We start from the raw sequence: 15,485 nt of genomic DNA on the forward strand, positions 1-15,485 counted from the left end.
GATTAGCCATGACCCAGCCTAAAACCGCATTACTATTAATTGATGTTCAAGCCTCGTTCCCTGCCCGCGATTACTGGGTAGAATCACTGGCTCAGGCGTGGCGTCCCAAGCAGCGTGCGGTGCTGAACGCAGCCCAGACCAACGATATACCGGTTGTGCGCATTCTGCATGAGGCACCTGGCAGCCAAGGGGCTTTCGACCCTGACGGTGGCCTTATTCGTCCGCTTGATGACTTTAACGATGAAGTGGCGGTAACCTTTCATAAACGTGCGCATAACGCGTTCAGCGATACCTCACTAGAAAGCTGGTTACGGGAGCGAGGCATTGAACGGCTGGCGATTAGCGGTATTCGTACCGAGCAATGCTGCGAAACCACCGCACGGGTGGCGTCGGATTTAGGGTTTAGCGTCGACTTTATCAGCGATGCTACCCTAACGTTCCCCATGACACGCCACGGCATCACCTGGTCAGCAGATGATATTAAGGCGCGCACCGAACTGGTACTTGAAGACCGCTTTGCGCGTATTATCAGCACACAAGACATGATCAACGAATGGCAAAACCCCCGTGAGTGAAGAGCAACACAATAGCCAACCGCCATCCACAAGAGCCACCACCTTGCGGGTGGCGGTACTGATGATGCCCGGCCAAGTGCCACTTGATTTGGTTGGCCCACTTCAGGTCTTACAGTGTGCTGACCGGCTTTCGATAGACATTCAGGTGCGCTATCTCGGCCCCAAAGCGGCCATGCAGTGGCTAGGGCCGCTGACCCTTAGCGGCATCGATCCCTTGCCTGAACAGCTTCCTACTCAAGATTTACTGCTTATTCCTGGGCAGTACCGCAATAGCCTTGAGCCAGCGCAGCAAGAGTGTGTTGCTTGGCTCAAAGCGAATGCCCACTATGCAGATACGCTGATGACCGTTTGCTCAGGCACGCTATTACTGGCAGACGCGGGCCTGTTAAAGGGAAGACGCTGTACCACCCACCACGCGCTAATCGAGCAGTTACAAGCCAAAGCCCCACAAGCAAAGGTACAAAGTGATTGTATCTTTACCGAGGACGGGCGCTATTTAACCAGCGCGGGGATTTCGACCGGCATTGATACCATGCTGTACTGGCTTACCCGTGCTTGTGGCCATTCACTGGCCTTGGCGGTAGCGCGAGAGATGGTGCTGTATCTTCGTCGCAGTGGTCAGGAGCCTCAATTGGGTGCATGGCTTGAGGGCCGCAATCATGTGGATGAACGGCTGCATCGCGTTCAAGATGCAATATGTGCCGCCCCTTCGCAAACCTGGCGTATCGAGACATTGGCGGCTCAGGCAGCCATGAGCGAGCGTCATTTCCGGCGCCAATTCAAAAGCCTCACCGGCATGCTGGTGGGCGACTACATTATGGGGTTGCGCCTGCAGCGAGCCAAAGCGTTAATGACCGAAACGACATGGACGCTAGCGCGTATCGCCGAAGCATCCGGATTCGGGGATGAGCGGCAGCTAAGGCGCAACTGGGCTCGCCAGGAAAAAGCGCCGCCTAGTGTATGGCGCCGGGCCAGCTCCCAGATGCTGCGTGATTGAGTTAATGTGAGCCATCATTAAAAAACATACCATTGGTTAACGCCATGACCGAGTTCATCTTGCCAAGCAACGCTAACGATCTAAATTTTCGGCATCGCCTGCCTGATAAACGCTTAGCCCCGTGGGTTCAGTGCCTTTGGTCAATGGGGCGCCCAGGGCATCTCACTGAATCAAGAACCGAAAAGTTCTACCCTGATGCCGGTGCTAGCCTCAGCATCAAGCTCACCAGCCCCCACCCCATTATCACGCTCTGTTTCAACAAAACCACGTTGATAGAGACACTCGACACCACCGCACCCTGTCTGGGCATTCGTTTTAAGGCAGCCGGCACCCACTGCTTGCTGGGTTTGCTACCCGAAGCATTCACAGATACACACTACCGCTTGGATAACGAGCTTGAACCATTAGGATTGCAAGGATTAATACCTGTGGTAGAGCGCCTCTACCAGTCGGACTCGCAACAGGGTTTACGGCTGCTGGAAACATGGTTGTTACATCGACTAGAAAGCCAGCCACCCGCCAATAGCCGTATCACTAAGATTGTTCAAGCCATTGGAGCACTTCAGCTTCCGCCCCAACAGTTAGGCGCCACGCTAGGGTTTACTCGACGTACCCTGGAGCGCAAATTAAAACGCGAGGTGGGCGTTACCCCAGGCCAATTAGTGGCCTATGCCCGGCTGAACCGAGCCCGCCATGGACTGCTTGCAACCACGCTGCCCCTAACGGAAATAGCCCTGCAATGCGGCTACTATGACCAAGCTCACTTCACCCATGCCTTCCAATCACTCGCCTATGAAACGCCCGCCGCCTATCGCAAGCGCAAACTGTCGCAAATTTACAAGGCGTAAAAAAACCTCGACGTTAAGCTGAGCTCTCAACTTACTCACCGAGGTCACCCACATGTCTACTCGTATCTCTCAACAGTCTGTGTATCGCCTTTGCCCCCGCCTAGCTAAGCACCTGACGGCACTAGGCGACGTTGCCCCAGACTCAACGGTTGATCGCTCGATAATCCACTTGGTCAACCTACGTGTTTCGCAAATTAATCACTGCTGCTTTTGTCAGCACATGCATTCGCAAGAGGCCAGAGACGATGGCGAACACCAGGTTCGCTTAGACGTATTGCCTGCTTGGCGTGAAGCCCCCTGCTTCAGCACACAAGAGCGCGCCGCACTCGCCTGGGCCGAAGCACTAACACTGGTCAGCCAGCAAGCGGTGAGTGACAACGACTATCAAAACGCCCTAGCTGCGTTTGGTGAGCAGGGGCTAATTGACCTCACCGCCATTATTGTCCAAATCAACAGTTGGAATCGGGTATCGGTGGGCTTTCAGTTTGCACCGGACATCAGTATTTAAGCACTGTGAGGCTCTTGAAAGTAATAGTTCAGATAAGGAAATAAAATGAACAGTGAGATAGCGCAGCATCAACAGCTACCCAACCTACTCGGTCTCTTATCAAGCTTATTTTTCTTCTTTGGCAGTCTTTTGTTTCTTCCCGCTTTTGCGAGCTACGCAACCGTAGGCGTATGGTGTTTTGTAATGGGCTCACTGATCATGTTCATTATTTACGTGATGAGTATGAGAGATACTGGTAAGAAGCGCGGCTAATAGAGCACACATACGAAAGTAAGAAACGTCGGTTATAGCCGCTGGGTTAGCTACCCAGCGGATTGCTGACTGTAATGCCTTTCAATATTGGCTGAAACCTTACCCCAGGCGGAGGATTTCACTCTAGCTTGATGTCGCTCAAAAGAGTCTCGGTCAATGAACTCTTCATACACATCAAATCGATAGGGGTTAATAGTGCCTTGAACAACCTCAAAAACGAGGCAGCCGGGCTCAGACAGGGTTAACCGCTTATGGTTGATGAGCTCTGCTTTAACAGCGTTCAGATCCGGCTCGGGGACGATGATAAATCCTTTCAGTATGACCTTTGGCATTGATTTCCTCGGCGCAGAATCTGCCAACTGCGCTAATGATATGGTTCCGCAACAGTCCATAGGCAGGCATGATGGCCTTGTTATCAAGTGTAATTTACTGCATGATTTTGACATTGCCGTTTCCATGAGCTGGGTAAATAGATGAATACAGCGCAACTTGAAACCATCACGAACGAAGCAATGACCCTATCGGAGAAAGAGCGAGCTAAACTCGCTCATGATTTGGTAGCAAGCCTGGATGGTATGGCTGAAATCAGTGTATCGGAAGCTTGGGACGCGGAGATATGTCGCAGAATCAATGAGATTGAATCTGGCAAAATCAAATCTTTAGATGTCAGTGAAGTCCTTGAGCGTGCCAGAGCTCGGTTAAGGAACTGATTTTGATAGTAAAGGTTAGTCCAGAGGCTTCAGAAGAACTGATGGAAGCCGCAGCTTGGTATGAACTCGAATCACCGGGGCTTGGTGAACAGCTTATTGATACCTTTGAACAAGCTACCACAAAGCTAAGCGCACCAAATCCACCACTGGTTCCTGTAATAGGCGAAGCACGCAAACGTGGCGCAAAGCGCTTCATCCTTCAACAATTCCCGTTTTCCCTTGTGACTGTTTCCAATAACCAAACAATTACCATTGTTGCTTTCGCCCATCACTCGAGAAAGCCGGGCTACTGGCATAATCGGGTTAGCCCATAATGCCACTCATCGCGCACCTATCGCTTTCATTTCATTAGTATGAAGTACGCCCCTCTACTGCTGAGTTAACCGATACTGCCTCACCGGACGGCCATGAAATTCAAGATTATCGAACGCAGAAAAACCGGCTTTCTCTGCAACCTTAAGCGACGCAACATTCTCAGGCTCAATAATAACCACCACGACGATAGCTGCTTTTGATTAAGTGCATTATGGAGTACCGCTTGCACTGACTCAGACGCCAGCCCCTGCCCCCAGTACCGTTTGGCTAGCCGATAGCCTAGCCCCATCTCCTCAACACCATTGACCTCTTCGGGGCTGATACCACAAAAGCCAACAAGATTTCCAGAATCCTTCTCTACTAAGGCCCACGGCCCGATGCTGTGAGCTGCATATCTCTCCAAACACCACTCGATAAACCGCCGAGTCGCCGTTTCATCGCAAACGCCTCGAATCGAATATTTCATCACCTCAGGGTCGCTGAGGATATTGGTCAACTCGGGAACATCGTCTAAGGACAACGTTCTTATAACCAGCCTCTCCGTTTCACAAATTTGCACCCTTTCCTCCTTGTTGATGATGCTCTCGGCAAGCGCTAGCTCCGAACCCGATTGATTTCCGGCAGGAGTGTGCCTTTACTGAGCCTAAGCCTCGGCGTTTGGCAAAAGCTACCAAAAGTGGGGACAGCTCAAGGAAGAGGTTAAGCGTCGCGATGGTGTGGCGAAGAGTCTGAAAACTCAACGATGGCTTCAATTTCCACAGCAAACCCCTTCGGCAATGAGCCAACCCCAATGGCAGAGCGTGCATGCTCACCGCGCTCACCAAGAACGGCCACAAACAGGTCGGAACAACCGTTGATGACTTCAGTGTGAGAAGTAAAATTAGGATCAGCATTGACCATACCAAACACCTTCACGACACGCTGAACCCGATCAAAGTCACCCAGCGCTTCTTTAATGAGCGCAAGGAGATACAGGCCAACCTCTTGAGCGTACATCCGAGCCTGCTCAACAGTGACTTCCTGCCCAACTTTTGGGACAACAACTCCCTCTTCTCGCAACGGAGCACCCTTACCTGACAGATAGAGCATGTTGTCCGAAATGGCATAGGAACGAAAGCTGCCCTTGGCGTGGTAACGACGGGCAGTTCCAAGCCCAGCGAACGGATACGCTCTTCCACGGTTGATTTCATTACAGGCTCCACGTATATGCTGTTAAGGTTTTAATGACAACGCGCACTGGTGCTGTTTATTAAAGATCTAGACGATAAACATTCCACTTCTTGATCTCACTGAAACCAAAGCTACTTATAAGATCATACCCAATATTGAACTCTTTAAGAACACGCATCTCAGCTCTACAACAATTCTCAGACTGTGACTCATTTACAGCATGCTGTAGTAAAATACTTTTATTTTCATCGCCATCAAAACCATCGATCAAGTACAGATCCTCAATATAAAGAACGCGGGATCCAACGTAACTCGCAAACTTAAAATTATATATATAGAAGCCAATGGGCTGGTTGTCTTGATAAGCCAACAATCCAAAACAAGCAGGCGTAGAGGCCAAAAAAGCGTCGGCGTAACTTGTTCTATCAGCAGTAAACAGGTGCTTTTGATTTTCAGACTCAGCAAGCTTGACATTCAAGTCATAAAGATCGTTGATATTTTCATCATTTACTCTAGCAAGTTCCATAGCTTCATTTCCTATTAATTTTCAACCAATTTTCACGGTAAAGAAAATAGTTGATCTCGGTGCAGTGCTAAGCCCTGCCGATACAACAATCATCTATAAGACCTTTACCACCAACCTTGGCCAGGTTTGTAGCCATCGCTTAGCGCATATTCGGGCATCAAAATCTGTTCGCTTTGGTCGTTTGGGATTTAAGGTAATGGTATAGTCAAACAGAGGCTTAACACCAAAGGGAGCTACAAGAATAACGTCTCCATCATCATCCAAAGCAGCGCCTACAGCAGTTTCTACTTCTACCCAGAAACTCATGGCATCTTCAGTGGACGTATACGGACAGTCATTATTTCTCTCGTGCATTCTTGCCTGGTTCTTTACCGACCAGGGAAACGTTGAGACTTCCCTTAATCCTTGCTCGATCTCATGATCGCGGGAATCGCTTATGTCGTCAGGATCGAAGTAAATTAAATCGATGTCGTTAAGGGCCGTATTCTTCGAAAAATTATGCAGCTTGTCCCACACCAAGTTTCTAACGAATCCAGCAGCGAGACACCACCCCGGCAGCTTCCGCGCAGCCTATTGTCAGCGCCTCCATACGGGCCTGATCACTCATCAGCCATTTTTTGACCAGCGCTTCATGCTCCATCTCAATACCTTACTACCAATGCGCCTATTTTGAATTGCTGGGTGGTGCTGAACCATCCAACGCTGGACACGTTATAGTCTCCCTATCCCTGCTGCTACAGATCAGATTCATGGTTGATACCGTCGCTAACCGGTACATCATCCAAATCACAGGGGTTAACGCCTTCCAGACACCCGATATTGAATCCATACACATTGGGGTTCGAGCGTGTTTGGTGGTGGGTGTAGATGCCGCAGTTTGAGCAGAAGTAATGCTTTGCGACACCTGAATTGAACCGATAAAGCTTTAGATGCTCAGCGCCACGGAGAATGCGAAGACCGTTCAATGGTACATAGGCCATAACAGCGCCTTTGCGCCTGCAAATAGAGCAGTTACACCTTGTCGGGTCAACAAGACCCCCAGGTAGATCGAGTTCGAGCTCCACCATGCCGCAGTGGCATGTAGCCCTGTGCCTAGGTTGAATGTTAACTCCGCCCACTTGCTTGACCACAGCCTTCTCCCTCGTATCTATCGCTGGCGAGGCATTTTATAAGTTAGCATCAACTTCCTTCAGACCTAGAAGCACCGCTGCGCCAATCAAAAACGATCCAGATACCTTACCTAAGTACTGGCGCGCTGATGACTTTAGTTTCGTACTAACCCATTCAGCTGATTTACCGTAGGAAAACAAGAAAACCGCATCCATGATGAGATACGTGGCACTCAGTATCGCAAACTGATGCAGAAGGGGCTCAGATGGGTTAATGAACTGTGGAAAAAGAGCAGCGAAAAAAATAACGGCTTTAGGGTTTGCGGCTGAAGTGATAAAACCTTGCCAAAACAAGCTTTGTTTCGACCGCCCCTGATTCGCCACACCTACATGGCCCCCACTCTTTGAGAAGATCAACCTTAGGCCTAAGTACGATAAATATGCCACCCCCGCCCACTTCACAACGATAAAAAAATCACTGGATTGCTGAACAATGCTCACCAAACCTATCGAGGCGACAATCATTTGTAAAAAATTGGCTGACAAATCGCCAGCAGCGGTAAATAGCGACCGTTGGAAGCCATTGCTGACGCTATTGGAAAGCATCAAAAGCTGGCTAGGGCCCGGTGTACTCATCAAAATGAATACGGTGCTGACATACAGAAGCCAAATTTCCGTTCCCATAGCTCCTCACTTTGCAAAATTGAAGTGTGCTACGCCCACAGGCTCGACGAATTAAGGCTGCACCTCAAAAGGAGAAATAGCCGTACCTTGGTTGTAAACCATTTTCCATTCGCTCCCCTCTTTCCGCCATATTGACGTTCGCCGAGAATAGCTTGTACCTAAGCCGTTTTGACGACTGATAGCAACCCTATAAAAGAGCTGAATAAGATCAGAGCTCAATCTCCGGTGCTCAAAGTCCTGAGATATAGCCGACCATGCGGATTCCTGCGGCAAACAATCAAGGACACTATCTAACCCGACAAAATCGCCTGATGCGCCGATCTCCAGGAAATCCGAGGATAGTAAAGACCACAGCTTCGCCGGTGACCTGCGCACCTCGAAGCTAAGCAAGGCTCTCTCCTTTTCTATCAGATCCGCTTCGATTTCCATAGCTGATTACCCTAACGTATGAACTCGACAACCTTCGTGGCTCCTTGGTTAGAGCCTATAGAATCAATGGTTAGCTCCCCTGTTCCTCGAGCAAGTCGACATAAGCGCCTTCAATGAGCTGGGATGACTCGATACCGAGCTGATCCAATAGGCGGTGCGCGACTTCCACACCGGGCTGTGATGACTCACTGGAGGAAAGTACCACTTCAAGTTCAAGAAAGTGCCCAAGGACCTCCACTCTATCGAGATGTACACGTGTCCTGTCAACAAGATACAGCGTGCGATGTTTCCGAACACGACCAACTTCACCATAAGCCAGCGAAAGCGTCTCTCGCAACGCCTCAGGCTCATCAGTTTGCGAGCGAACGTAAAACGATTCTTTCGGGCCTGCCTGATTGGCGCGCCGGTAAAAAATGAGTTCGCCGTGCTTTTCTGAAAACACCCGAAGCTTCAGCCGACCAGCCTCACAATGGAAGAAGGTATCGTCTTGCACTATCTCAGTAGGCCCATTGTCCGCGATCTTAGCCACCCTGGACTCGAGCGCTTCGATGTTGTCGATACGTGCTTTGATCTCAATATTTCTGGCCATGGTAAGTGCCTCCGCCGCTTTCGTTCGGTGCAAACCCTTGAAATCTGCTGGCTGGTCTATCAAGAGTCAATGCCCAGTGGGCAAGCAAAACTACAACACTTCCTTTAACAGCTTATAAAACTCATCCAACTCTTTTTTATCAAGTGGTTCGAGCAATGCGGCAGAAGCGTGTTTAAACGAAACTTGCGCATCTTCATAAATTTTTGTCCCAGCTGTGGTAAGTGCCACCAGGCTGACTCTGGCATCACGAGGGTTTTCCTGCTTCTTAACCAGCCCTATTTTCTCCATAGGATTTAAAAGGCGAGTAACCCCTGATGGGCTCAACCCAACCTGTTCAGCAAGATCGCTACGGCGTACTTTTTGATTGGGTGCGGTGTATAGCTGATTGAGAACCAGATAATCGGACAGGCCAATACCATGCGCGGAAAGCGCACTGCCAATCCGTTTTTGGATTTTACTTTGCAGGTTGATGACACTTAACACCAATCTTGCCTCTATATTTTCCGACATAGTCATTACTCTTGCGCGATGGTTGATCTCACAAATATATACTCAAATGATTGCGCAGTCAAACATATTGCAAGCAAATGGTCGTTAGCGGTTATTGATGACCGAGTGAAATGCCAGGTTAGCTGCTCTCATGCATGTATGCACGAGGCTGACTCTCCTAATTCATGACAAAGAGAATTAGAATCCGTCCTTCATCTTCAGGATAAAATGCGACACGAAGGCACCACTGCTTCCCATTTCGAGAAAGGCACTAGACTTTGTACGAAAAGTCGGCGAGCGAAGGTCAGGCAAGGCAAAAAACGGCGAAAAAGCGGAGTTTACGGAGTGTAAATGAGCATTTTGAGCCGTTTTTTAACGCAGCATGGCCGAGCACAGGCAGTTTTCGTACAAAGCCTAACGCTAAAGCCTACCTTCACCGATGCTTATATAGCGCAATTTTGCTGCCTTCATTCCCAAAAAATTGAATTAATTGTTTTCTAGGCTTTGAAGTTGGGTGGAGTGTCCCAAAGCTGCACCTCGATATAGAGCTCAAAATCTGTTTCCCAATAGCGCTCGTAAGGAATCTCGTAATCATTGACAGGGATTCCGAAGCGTGTAACGAGCCTACTCACCTCATTAAGCAGAAACACTTGATTGTAGTAAGGCTTGTCGTCTCGGGTTAGCGCAATAAAGCTATCCGGGTAAGTCAAAGACGTTACTTCGGGACGAGCTCAGAGAGAGGGATTCTAAGCTCACCTTGGTTTGCGTTCAGGTCACGAAACCAAGGGGATTCTCCAAGCACTAGATAGAAGGGATGATCGCGGCGCGGTTTACCTCCACGCGCAACGAAGAGTTCACGCAGCCGAGCCTCAACCTCACGTCGGACTCCTATGTAATTCCTACCGTAGCGCCGCCGGTAACCGGGATCACGCTGATGACGAGTTAGGATATCTTGAAATACAGGATCTTCCGAGCCAGCAGGAAGCTCTGAGAGACTCCGAAACGGGCCTGTCTCTCGCAAATAATAGTGGGTAGCGAAATCGGGTAGCCTGATCACTGTTTCATGCCTTCGGCCAAGCTAATAGCCATCAAACGCCCCGTTGAGCGACATATCAAAGCAACTTATTGACACGCCCTAGCTTGGCTAATGAAATCCTCTAAAAGAGCATTCGCTCGCTCGATATCCCGCTCGTAAATAAACAAGTGATCGAATACGGCACCACACTGCGGGCCAGCTTTAATGCCGTGTTCATTTAACACTCGCAAAACAGGGCCGAGAAAACCAATTACATCGAAGGGAAGCTCGCCATCCGTTGATATAACTTGAAACGGGCCGAAGCTATCTCTTATCGAGACCTCAGTTTTTAAGCGTTCAACGGCTGCCTCGTCGACTATCGCGGATACACCTGCCTGATCGCGAATTAAACAGCTGTACCGAGCATCGCTTGCCACGAACACGTTAGCCACATCTTGAGCGGACGTGTCGCTAAGATCGAGCATCCAGTAGCGTTCAGACCAGATTTTCAATGTCATATTCGCCCATACCGCCATTGGATCTATAGACATTACACTCTCCTGTTAGACCGCCAATGACCGCTCGATTCGACAGCTGTTAAAACGTCACATCGAAGCTGCAGCTGGCTTATACCGTATGATACAAAGTGCTGCAGCTATTATATGAATTCAGGCCATGAAGCTCAGGACTCAGAGCTTGAAGCGTCCTGGTTTGGCCGCAACTGAAGCTGGATGCCGAGTAAGAAATTTCGCAGTACCTGATCTTTACACTCTCGATAATTCTTATGGCTGGGCTTGCGGAAAAAAGCACTTAACTCATGGTTACTTAGGTTGAAGCCAGCCAGTTCAAAAGCAGCCAAAATATCTTCAGCCTTTAAATTCAGCGCAATGCGCAGCTTCTGGAACACCATATTGTTGTTCAACTGCGACTCTGGCACGGGCTGTGGCCCTTCGCGCTTACCACGCTTAAAGCTAATGAAGCCGTTCAAAAACGCCGCTAGCTCTTTGTTCTTCATGGTGACAAAGGCGTCGTCGTCATCCTTTTTCAGCCAGGCCGTTACCTGCTCTTGAGCCACGCTGACCTCTGCCAAGGCGAAGATATCCACGATGGTGCTGTCTTTTAAATCAAAGGTGTAACGTATACGGCGAAAAATATCGTTATTGGTCAAAATAGTGTCCCTAGTCTTAGGCAAACCCAGCACAATCAGGCTTTATGTGCATCTACGTTTATCGTGATATATGATTAAAATCAGCAGCTTAAATAAACTAGGCTTTGTACGAAAACTGCCTGCGCTCGCCAATACGGCGTTAAAAATCACCTCGTGCGCGAGTCCGATCAAAATGCTCATTTACAACCTGTAAATTCGCACGCGAATCGATCCTTTTTTCGTTGATTTTTGCCTTGTCTAGCCTTCGCTCGCCGACTTTTCGTACAAACCCTAACCTGTGGTCAGTTTCCCAAGCAGCTCGTCAATTTCGTCTTTAAGCTCGCCATCTTCAATTTTATTGGCAGTGACTTGGGCATTTTCAAGATTACTGATAGCCGCATCGGTTTGGCCCAGTTCAACCTGCAACTTCGCCATGGAGAACGCAATGGATGACATGTGATCTTTTGAGTTAACGGCGACGGCCTTTTCAAAGGCTTTTTCGTAGACTGCCAGCGCCTCATCCAGCTCTTCCGTGAAGTCAGCCAAGGTTTCCCACTGCTCTGGATGATCTTTATCGGTGCTCTCATTCTCGGTGCAAATAGCTTCCAACTGCGCATAGAGCGCATCAAAAGCCTCTCTATCCTCTTTATCGGCAGCCTTCATGAGCTTTTCAGCGAGTTCGTAAACCGCCTTGTATATTTTGGTGTTAATCATGAACGACTGCCTTTTCTCTATTTAAAATATAGTAACAAGTAAACAAACCTGCTGAAAATCAACGTATGTAACGAAGCCACCCCACCGTCACCGGTGGCATTATACCCTTTGGGGATGGCTCTACGGGCGATCATTTTACGGTTTTTGTGCTGGGGTGTTGGTATGTTTTGCTTGAGTGGTCGTCCTAGCTGCTCGCGCCATCAGACCACTCCTTAGAGGCATTGGAGGACATTTCAGCTACCAATGGCAAAGATTCGACCTGCATTCAACGACTTGGCTTCTGCAATGCCTGGTTAAGTGACTCCAAACTATCAGGGCCACCATCCAAACGAACACAACCATCTGATTCTGACGCCCAAGAAGCCGATGAAGAAAGGTGAAGATGAATAGATATTTGCGACGCAGTCTCATCATTCAGCAAACCAGCGGGAACCCATACCAACTCCGTGTCTCTCAGTTGGTTGGGTACCAGACTACCGCAGACCGAACAAAAATCATTCCGATAGCCGGTTGGCTTCTGAAAGGTACTGATTTTGGATTGGCCGGAAAGCCAACGGAAGCTATCCGCTTTTACAAAAGTGGCCGTATTTGACGCAGACCCTGTCGCTTTGCGACACAGAGAGCAGTGACATTGATAGAAGTTCGGCAGTTCCCCTTCGATTTTGAACTTAATCTCCCCACACAGACATTCACCTTTCATTGAATATTCCTTAATGCTATACACCCTCGATCACAAACCGCTGCTAATCGCTACACGTTGTTAACAGTAGTGCTCCATGATGAATTCAGGATAGCCAGTTTGTTCGTCAATCTGCTCACTTAATGCAATGAAGCCATGTTTTTGATAAAAACTGATGCTGGAAGCGTTCTGCCTATAGACACTTAGCTGTAAACACGCCCTTCTGCTCTTAGCATCTTCAATCAACGCTGACCCTATACCATTTCCCTGCAGGCTTGGTAGCACAAAAACTGCTGCTAACGTATTTCCATAGAGGCAATAAAACCCTGTAATCTGCTCATCAGCCTCAAATACAAAGGTCTCTGATGCAGGGATGTATATATCCCGCATATCGCTAACTTTTGACTGCCAAAATTCAGAACCAATAAAGGAGTGGGCTTTAATCGAAGCTGAAAGCCAGATATCCAAAATTTGTTCAATATCCGCCTCACGGTATTTACGAATCATCTAAATGTTCCTAACGATGGTCAATGGCGCCAAAGGCGGTACTGAAAAGCTGCCTAGCCCTGGATAAGGTTGCACCTGAACCAGCGCTAGGCAGCTTCATAAATTTAGGCCGGTATGCTTTGTCTTCCTTAGGGTCAATCCGTTCCTTCCATAGGAGTAATTAGCTCTCATCACTTCCTGAAAGCCTTTTTGCTTCCAAGTCCCACTGAAAGATCCAGGAATTTTAACAGGTTATTCTAAAGATATTTCATGGTGCATCAAAGCTAAATCTATTACGGTTCAGCACCCTGGAAGGTGCTGAACTGCTTATTAAGTGGCATCTTGATTTAAATTCCGCTCGGCCGGGATATCGCTTAGATACTCGACAAACTCCACCTCAAACCCAGCCGGATCGACAAAATAGACATTCTTGCGAAACGGCTCTACAGCTCCTGGTTTCGCAATGGCATAACCCGCGTTATTCAACCTGGCCACAACGGCATCCAGGTTATCAGTCACGTAGGCAAAATGGGCCAAGCCAACGCTGTGGCCTTTCAGATCGCGGTTCTCCCCTTCGCCGTGATCGCTTAACGCCAGGTAATGCTCATCGTCACCAAAGTGCACCCATTTACGCGGTTTGCCATACCACTCGCCACGGCCTTCATCGCGTACCCGCCAATGCGGGAATACCGCGCGGTAAAAATCCAGCATGGCATCCATATCATCAACGACCAGATTAACGTGTTCCAAGTACATAAGAGTCTCCTTGCGTTAAGTGAAATGGCAGGATAAAACCTCAACTTCACTTGAGGTAAAGTGTTTTTTGGGAAAAAATGGCAAAAAAGATTCAGGAGTGCGTGATGGCAGAGGCAATTTGGAGTGTGGGCAAGGTGGCAAAGCGCTGCGGCATTAAAGTCAGTACCTTGCACTTTTACGAACAGCAAGGCCTGATCCAAAGTGGCCCCCCAGCCGGCAACCAGCGCCGTTACAAACCGGAAGTGCTAAGACGGATTTCGGTGATTAAAGCCGCGCAGAAAGTCGGCGTCAGCCTGGAAGAGATCAAGCGAGCTTTTGAATCACTGCCCAATAACCGCACACCGACGGTTGAAGACTGGCAACAGCTTTCAAAAAACTGGCAACAGATGCTCGATGGCCGGATTGCTTATCTGCAAAAGCTGCGTAATAACCTGGCAGGCTGTATCGGCTGCGGCTGTCTAAGCATGACCAGTTGCCCGCTCTATAACCCGGACGACAAGCTAGCGGAATCAGGTAGCGGCCCAGTCCTGCTGGATCAGGCAGAACAGAAAGCGAGAGCCCAGCAAGAACCAAGCGCTAGCTCATAGCCCTTAATAGTAGGCCTTAAGAATAGCTATCGAGCCTTAATCTACACGAATTAACCACTTAGGCTTGATGCGCCCAAAGTCGCGACGGGCATTGGTTTTCAAGGCTTTCTTGGAATCCAGCACCAATGCATCCTGCTCACTTCTAACAAACACCACCCAATGCCAGAAAGGTTTGCCCTGCTCCATGCGCCATTTGAACGCCAACAGCGCCTTGTCTGGAAGGCGCTCCCAGGTATCGAATGGCGTCTCCGTGGGTGCAGCCGTGATTCCCAAGGCACGCAAGAGTTTACGGACGTACTCGGTGTCTGACCAAAGCGCTGTGTCTTCGGCATAGATACCCAAAGCGTTTGCTTTTTCTTTGGCCTGCGCATAGCTAATGCCCGCAAGAGCAGCGCATGCTGCGATGCCACAGCCGGATATTTCTTCTTGAATGACGGGGTTCATTTGCATATTGATTAACGTTTGCTATAAATGGTGCGAGGAAAAAGCGTGCACGACCTAAATAATTGAATTAAATTGCATTTTTATTTCGCTCACTCACGATCTAACTTCAATTACCCTGAGACTCCACTTTCGCCAATTTCTTCTCTAGCTTAACAACTTTAAAAAATGAAATAATGCCAAAAACAAACCCCAAGATGCCCATCGACATTCCCATAATTCCAAAAACGAATCCTATATCGCCCATGTTATCTCTCCAATTTTAAAGCTAATTCTGACCAATATTAGCGTACTATAAAGCATCACTTACCATTCATTTAATAAATGCCTTTAATTTCATCACAAAAGTCGCCGTTCAGCACTATGAAGCTAATTGCCCTGCTCGAGCAACGAGCGGCTGCTTTTACGCTATAATGTGTCATCTTTTCTTTTCGACGCACCTTACGACCATCTGTCAGA

The 15,485-nt window shown here is 48.7% G+C and carries 27 protein-coding genes; 8 read left to right on the plus strand and 19 right to left on the minus strand.

All coding sequences use genetic code 11. The features are described 5' to 3' along the window. The first annotated feature begins 8 nt into the window (after positions 1–8). Genes FDY98_RS14230 through FDY98_RS14250 form a run of 5 tightly spaced genes read left to right on the plus strand, consistent with a single transcriptional unit; the run spans position 9 to position 3,180 of the window. Complete coding sequence (locus FDY98_RS14230; protein WP_022523112.1) at positions 9–575, plus strand: isochorismatase family protein; 567 nt, start codon at positions 9–11, stop codon at positions 573–575. Beyond that, entirely contained in the window at positions 568–1,572 is a 1,005-nt protein-coding gene (locus tag FDY98_RS14235; protein ID WP_155705927.1) for a GlxA family transcriptional regulator, read from the plus strand. The genes FDY98_RS14230 and FDY98_RS14235 overlap by 8 nt, the downstream gene beginning before the upstream one ends. Positions 1,573–1,616: 44 nt before the next feature. Then, positions 1,617–2,420, plus strand: coding sequence for a helix-turn-helix transcriptional regulator (locus FDY98_RS14240; protein WP_022523109.1), 804 nt, complete (start codon positions 1,617–1,619; stop codon positions 2,418–2,420). Positions 2,421–2,472: 52 nt separating this feature from the next. After that, entirely contained in the window at positions 2,473–2,928 is a 456-nt protein-coding gene (locus FDY98_RS14245; RefSeq protein WP_009287032.1) for a carboxymuconolactone decarboxylase family protein, read from the plus strand. 45 nt (positions 2,929–2,973) lie between these two features. Next, on the plus strand, positions 2,974–3,180 hold the full coding sequence (locus tag FDY98_RS14250) for a YrhK family protein (protein ID WP_022523108.1): 207 nt from the start codon (positions 2,974–2,976) through the stop codon (positions 3,178–3,180). 50 nt (positions 3,181–3,230) lie between these two features. Here FDY98_RS14250 and FDY98_RS14255 read toward each other — a convergent pair whose 3' ends face one another. Continuing rightward, positions 3,231–3,512 (minus strand): putative quinol monooxygenase, encoded by a 282-nt coding sequence (locus tag FDY98_RS14255; protein WP_027957577.1) that lies wholly within the window; start codon positions 3,510–3,512, stop codon positions 3,231–3,233. A gap of 141 nt (positions 3,513–3,653) precedes the next feature. Here FDY98_RS14255 and FDY98_RS14260 point away from each other — a divergent pair, with 141 nt between their 5' ends. Both FDY98_RS14260 and FDY98_RS14265 read left to right on the plus strand, forming a co-directional pair. Beyond that, complete coding sequence (locus FDY98_RS14260) at positions 3,654–3,890, plus strand: addiction module protein (RefSeq protein WP_027957578.1); 237 nt, start codon at positions 3,654–3,656, stop codon at positions 3,888–3,890. Positions 3,891–3,892: 2 nt separating this feature from the next. Beyond that, on the plus strand, positions 3,893–4,204 hold the full coding sequence (locus tag FDY98_RS14265; RefSeq protein ID WP_051430459.1) for a type II toxin-antitoxin system RelE/ParE family toxin: 312 nt from the start codon (positions 3,893–3,895) through the stop codon (positions 4,202–4,204). A gap of 80 nt (positions 4,205–4,284) precedes the next feature. On the opposite strand, the gene FDY98_RS14270 is transcribed toward FDY98_RS14265, so the two are convergent. From FDY98_RS14270 to FDY98_RS14345, 16 genes are all read right to left on the minus strand, one after another. Beyond that, the gene (locus FDY98_RS14270; protein WP_340146565.1) at positions 4,285–4,764 is read right to left on the minus strand and encodes a GNAT family N-acetyltransferase; all 480 of its coding nucleotides are present in this window, start codon (positions 4,762–4,764) and stop codon (positions 4,285–4,287) included. A gap of 140 nt (positions 4,765–4,904) precedes the next feature. After that, positions 4,905–5,411 carry an Atu1372/SO_1960 family protein gene (locus FDY98_RS14275; RefSeq protein ID WP_196518264.1) on the minus strand — a complete coding sequence of 169 codons (507 nt, stop codon included), beginning with the start codon at positions 5,409–5,411 and terminating at the stop codon, positions 4,905–4,907. Positions 5,412–5,454: 43 nt separating this feature from the next. Continuing rightward, positions 5,455–5,901 (minus strand): hypothetical protein, encoded by a 447-nt coding sequence (locus tag FDY98_RS14280; protein ID WP_027957582.1) that lies wholly within the window; start codon positions 5,899–5,901, stop codon positions 5,455–5,457. Positions 5,902–5,994: 93 nt separating this feature from the next. Next, on the minus strand, positions 5,995–6,417 hold the full coding sequence (locus FDY98_RS14285) for a nucleotidyltransferase family protein (protein WP_340146566.1): 423 nt from the start codon (positions 6,415–6,417) through the stop codon (positions 5,995–5,997). A 218-nt stretch (positions 6,418–6,635) separates the two neighbouring features. Then, positions 6,636–6,968 carry a GFA family protein gene (locus FDY98_RS14290; protein WP_196518036.1) on the minus strand — a complete coding sequence of 111 codons (333 nt, stop codon included), beginning with the start codon at positions 6,966–6,968 and terminating at the stop codon, positions 6,636–6,638. A gap of 99 nt (positions 6,969–7,067) precedes the next feature. Continuing rightward, positions 7,068–7,694: a LysE family translocator gene (locus FDY98_RS14295; protein ID WP_009287036.1), complete on the minus strand. Its 627-nt coding sequence runs from the start codon at positions 7,692–7,694 to the stop codon at positions 7,068–7,070. A gap of 51 nt (positions 7,695–7,745) precedes the next feature. Then, positions 7,746–8,123 (minus strand): nuclear transport factor 2 family protein, encoded by a 378-nt coding sequence (locus tag FDY98_RS14300; protein WP_027957585.1) that lies wholly within the window; start codon positions 8,121–8,123, stop codon positions 7,746–7,748. Between the two features lie 70 nt (positions 8,124–8,193). Further along, positions 8,194–8,712: a class IV adenylate cyclase gene (locus FDY98_RS14305; protein WP_027957586.1), complete on the minus strand. Its 519-nt coding sequence runs from the start codon at positions 8,710–8,712 to the stop codon at positions 8,194–8,196. 90 nt (positions 8,713–8,802) lie between these two features. Next, positions 8,803–9,222 (minus strand): MarR family winged helix-turn-helix transcriptional regulator, encoded by a 420-nt coding sequence (locus FDY98_RS14310; protein ID WP_231500618.1) that lies wholly within the window; start codon positions 9,220–9,222, stop codon positions 8,803–8,805. A gap of 476 nt (positions 9,223–9,698) precedes the next feature. Next, entirely contained in the window at positions 9,699–9,911 is a 213-nt protein-coding gene (locus FDY98_RS14315) for a hypothetical protein (protein WP_027957588.1), read from the minus strand. Positions 9,912–10,323: 412 nt separating this feature from the next. Then, entirely contained in the window at positions 10,324–10,767 is a 444-nt protein-coding gene (locus FDY98_RS14320) for a hypothetical protein (protein ID WP_027957589.1), read from the minus strand. Positions 10,768–10,898: 131 nt separating this feature from the next. Then, the gene (locus FDY98_RS14325; RefSeq protein WP_027957590.1) at positions 10,899–11,384 is read right to left on the minus strand and encodes a DUF1456 family protein; all 486 of its coding nucleotides are present in this window, start codon (positions 11,382–11,384) and stop codon (positions 10,899–10,901) included. A gap of 270 nt (positions 11,385–11,654) precedes the next feature. Continuing rightward, positions 11,655–12,077, minus strand: coding sequence for a hypothetical protein (locus FDY98_RS14330; RefSeq protein ID WP_027957591.1), 423 nt, complete (start codon positions 12,075–12,077; stop codon positions 11,655–11,657). A 265-nt stretch (positions 12,078–12,342) separates the two neighbouring features. Next, positions 12,343–12,777 (minus strand): GFA family protein, encoded by a 435-nt coding sequence (locus tag FDY98_RS14335; RefSeq protein WP_081742541.1) that lies wholly within the window; start codon positions 12,775–12,777, stop codon positions 12,343–12,345. Between the two features lie 60 nt (positions 12,778–12,837). After that, positions 12,838–13,263, minus strand: coding sequence for an N-acetyltransferase (locus tag FDY98_RS14340; RefSeq protein ID WP_027957592.1), 426 nt, complete (start codon positions 13,261–13,263; stop codon positions 12,838–12,840). 309 nt (positions 13,264–13,572) lie between these two features. Further along, a complete protein-coding gene (locus tag FDY98_RS14345; protein ID WP_027957593.1) occupies positions 13,573–13,998 on the minus strand; it encodes a VOC family protein in 426 nt (141 codons plus the stop codon). A gap of 104 nt (positions 13,999–14,102) precedes the next feature. On the opposite strand from FDY98_RS14345, the gene soxR reads away from it, so the two are divergent. Next, complete coding sequence (soxR, locus tag FDY98_RS14350; protein WP_155705929.1) at positions 14,103–14,585, plus strand: redox-sensitive transcriptional activator SoxR; 483 nt, start codon at positions 14,103–14,105, stop codon at positions 14,583–14,585. Positions 14,586–14,621: 36 nt separating this feature from the next. Here the strand turns inward: soxR and FDY98_RS14355 are convergent, their stop codons facing one another. Both FDY98_RS14355 and FDY98_RS26260 read right to left on the minus strand, forming a co-directional pair. After that, positions 14,622–15,029: a hypothetical protein gene (locus tag FDY98_RS14355; protein WP_027957595.1), complete on the minus strand. Its 408-nt coding sequence runs from the start codon at positions 15,027–15,029 to the stop codon at positions 14,622–14,624. Between the two features lie 106 nt (positions 15,030–15,135). Continuing rightward, positions 15,136–15,273, minus strand: a complete 138-nt coding sequence (locus tag FDY98_RS26260; protein ID WP_196518040.1) for a hypothetical protein — start codon at positions 15,271–15,273, stop codon at positions 15,136–15,138. Positions 15,274–15,485: the final 212 nt, after the last annotated feature.

The organism is Halomonas sp. PA16-9 (assembly GCF_009728585.1).
GTDB lineage: Bacteria > Pseudomonadota > Gammaproteobacteria > Pseudomonadales > Halomonadaceae > Vreelandella > Vreelandella titanicae.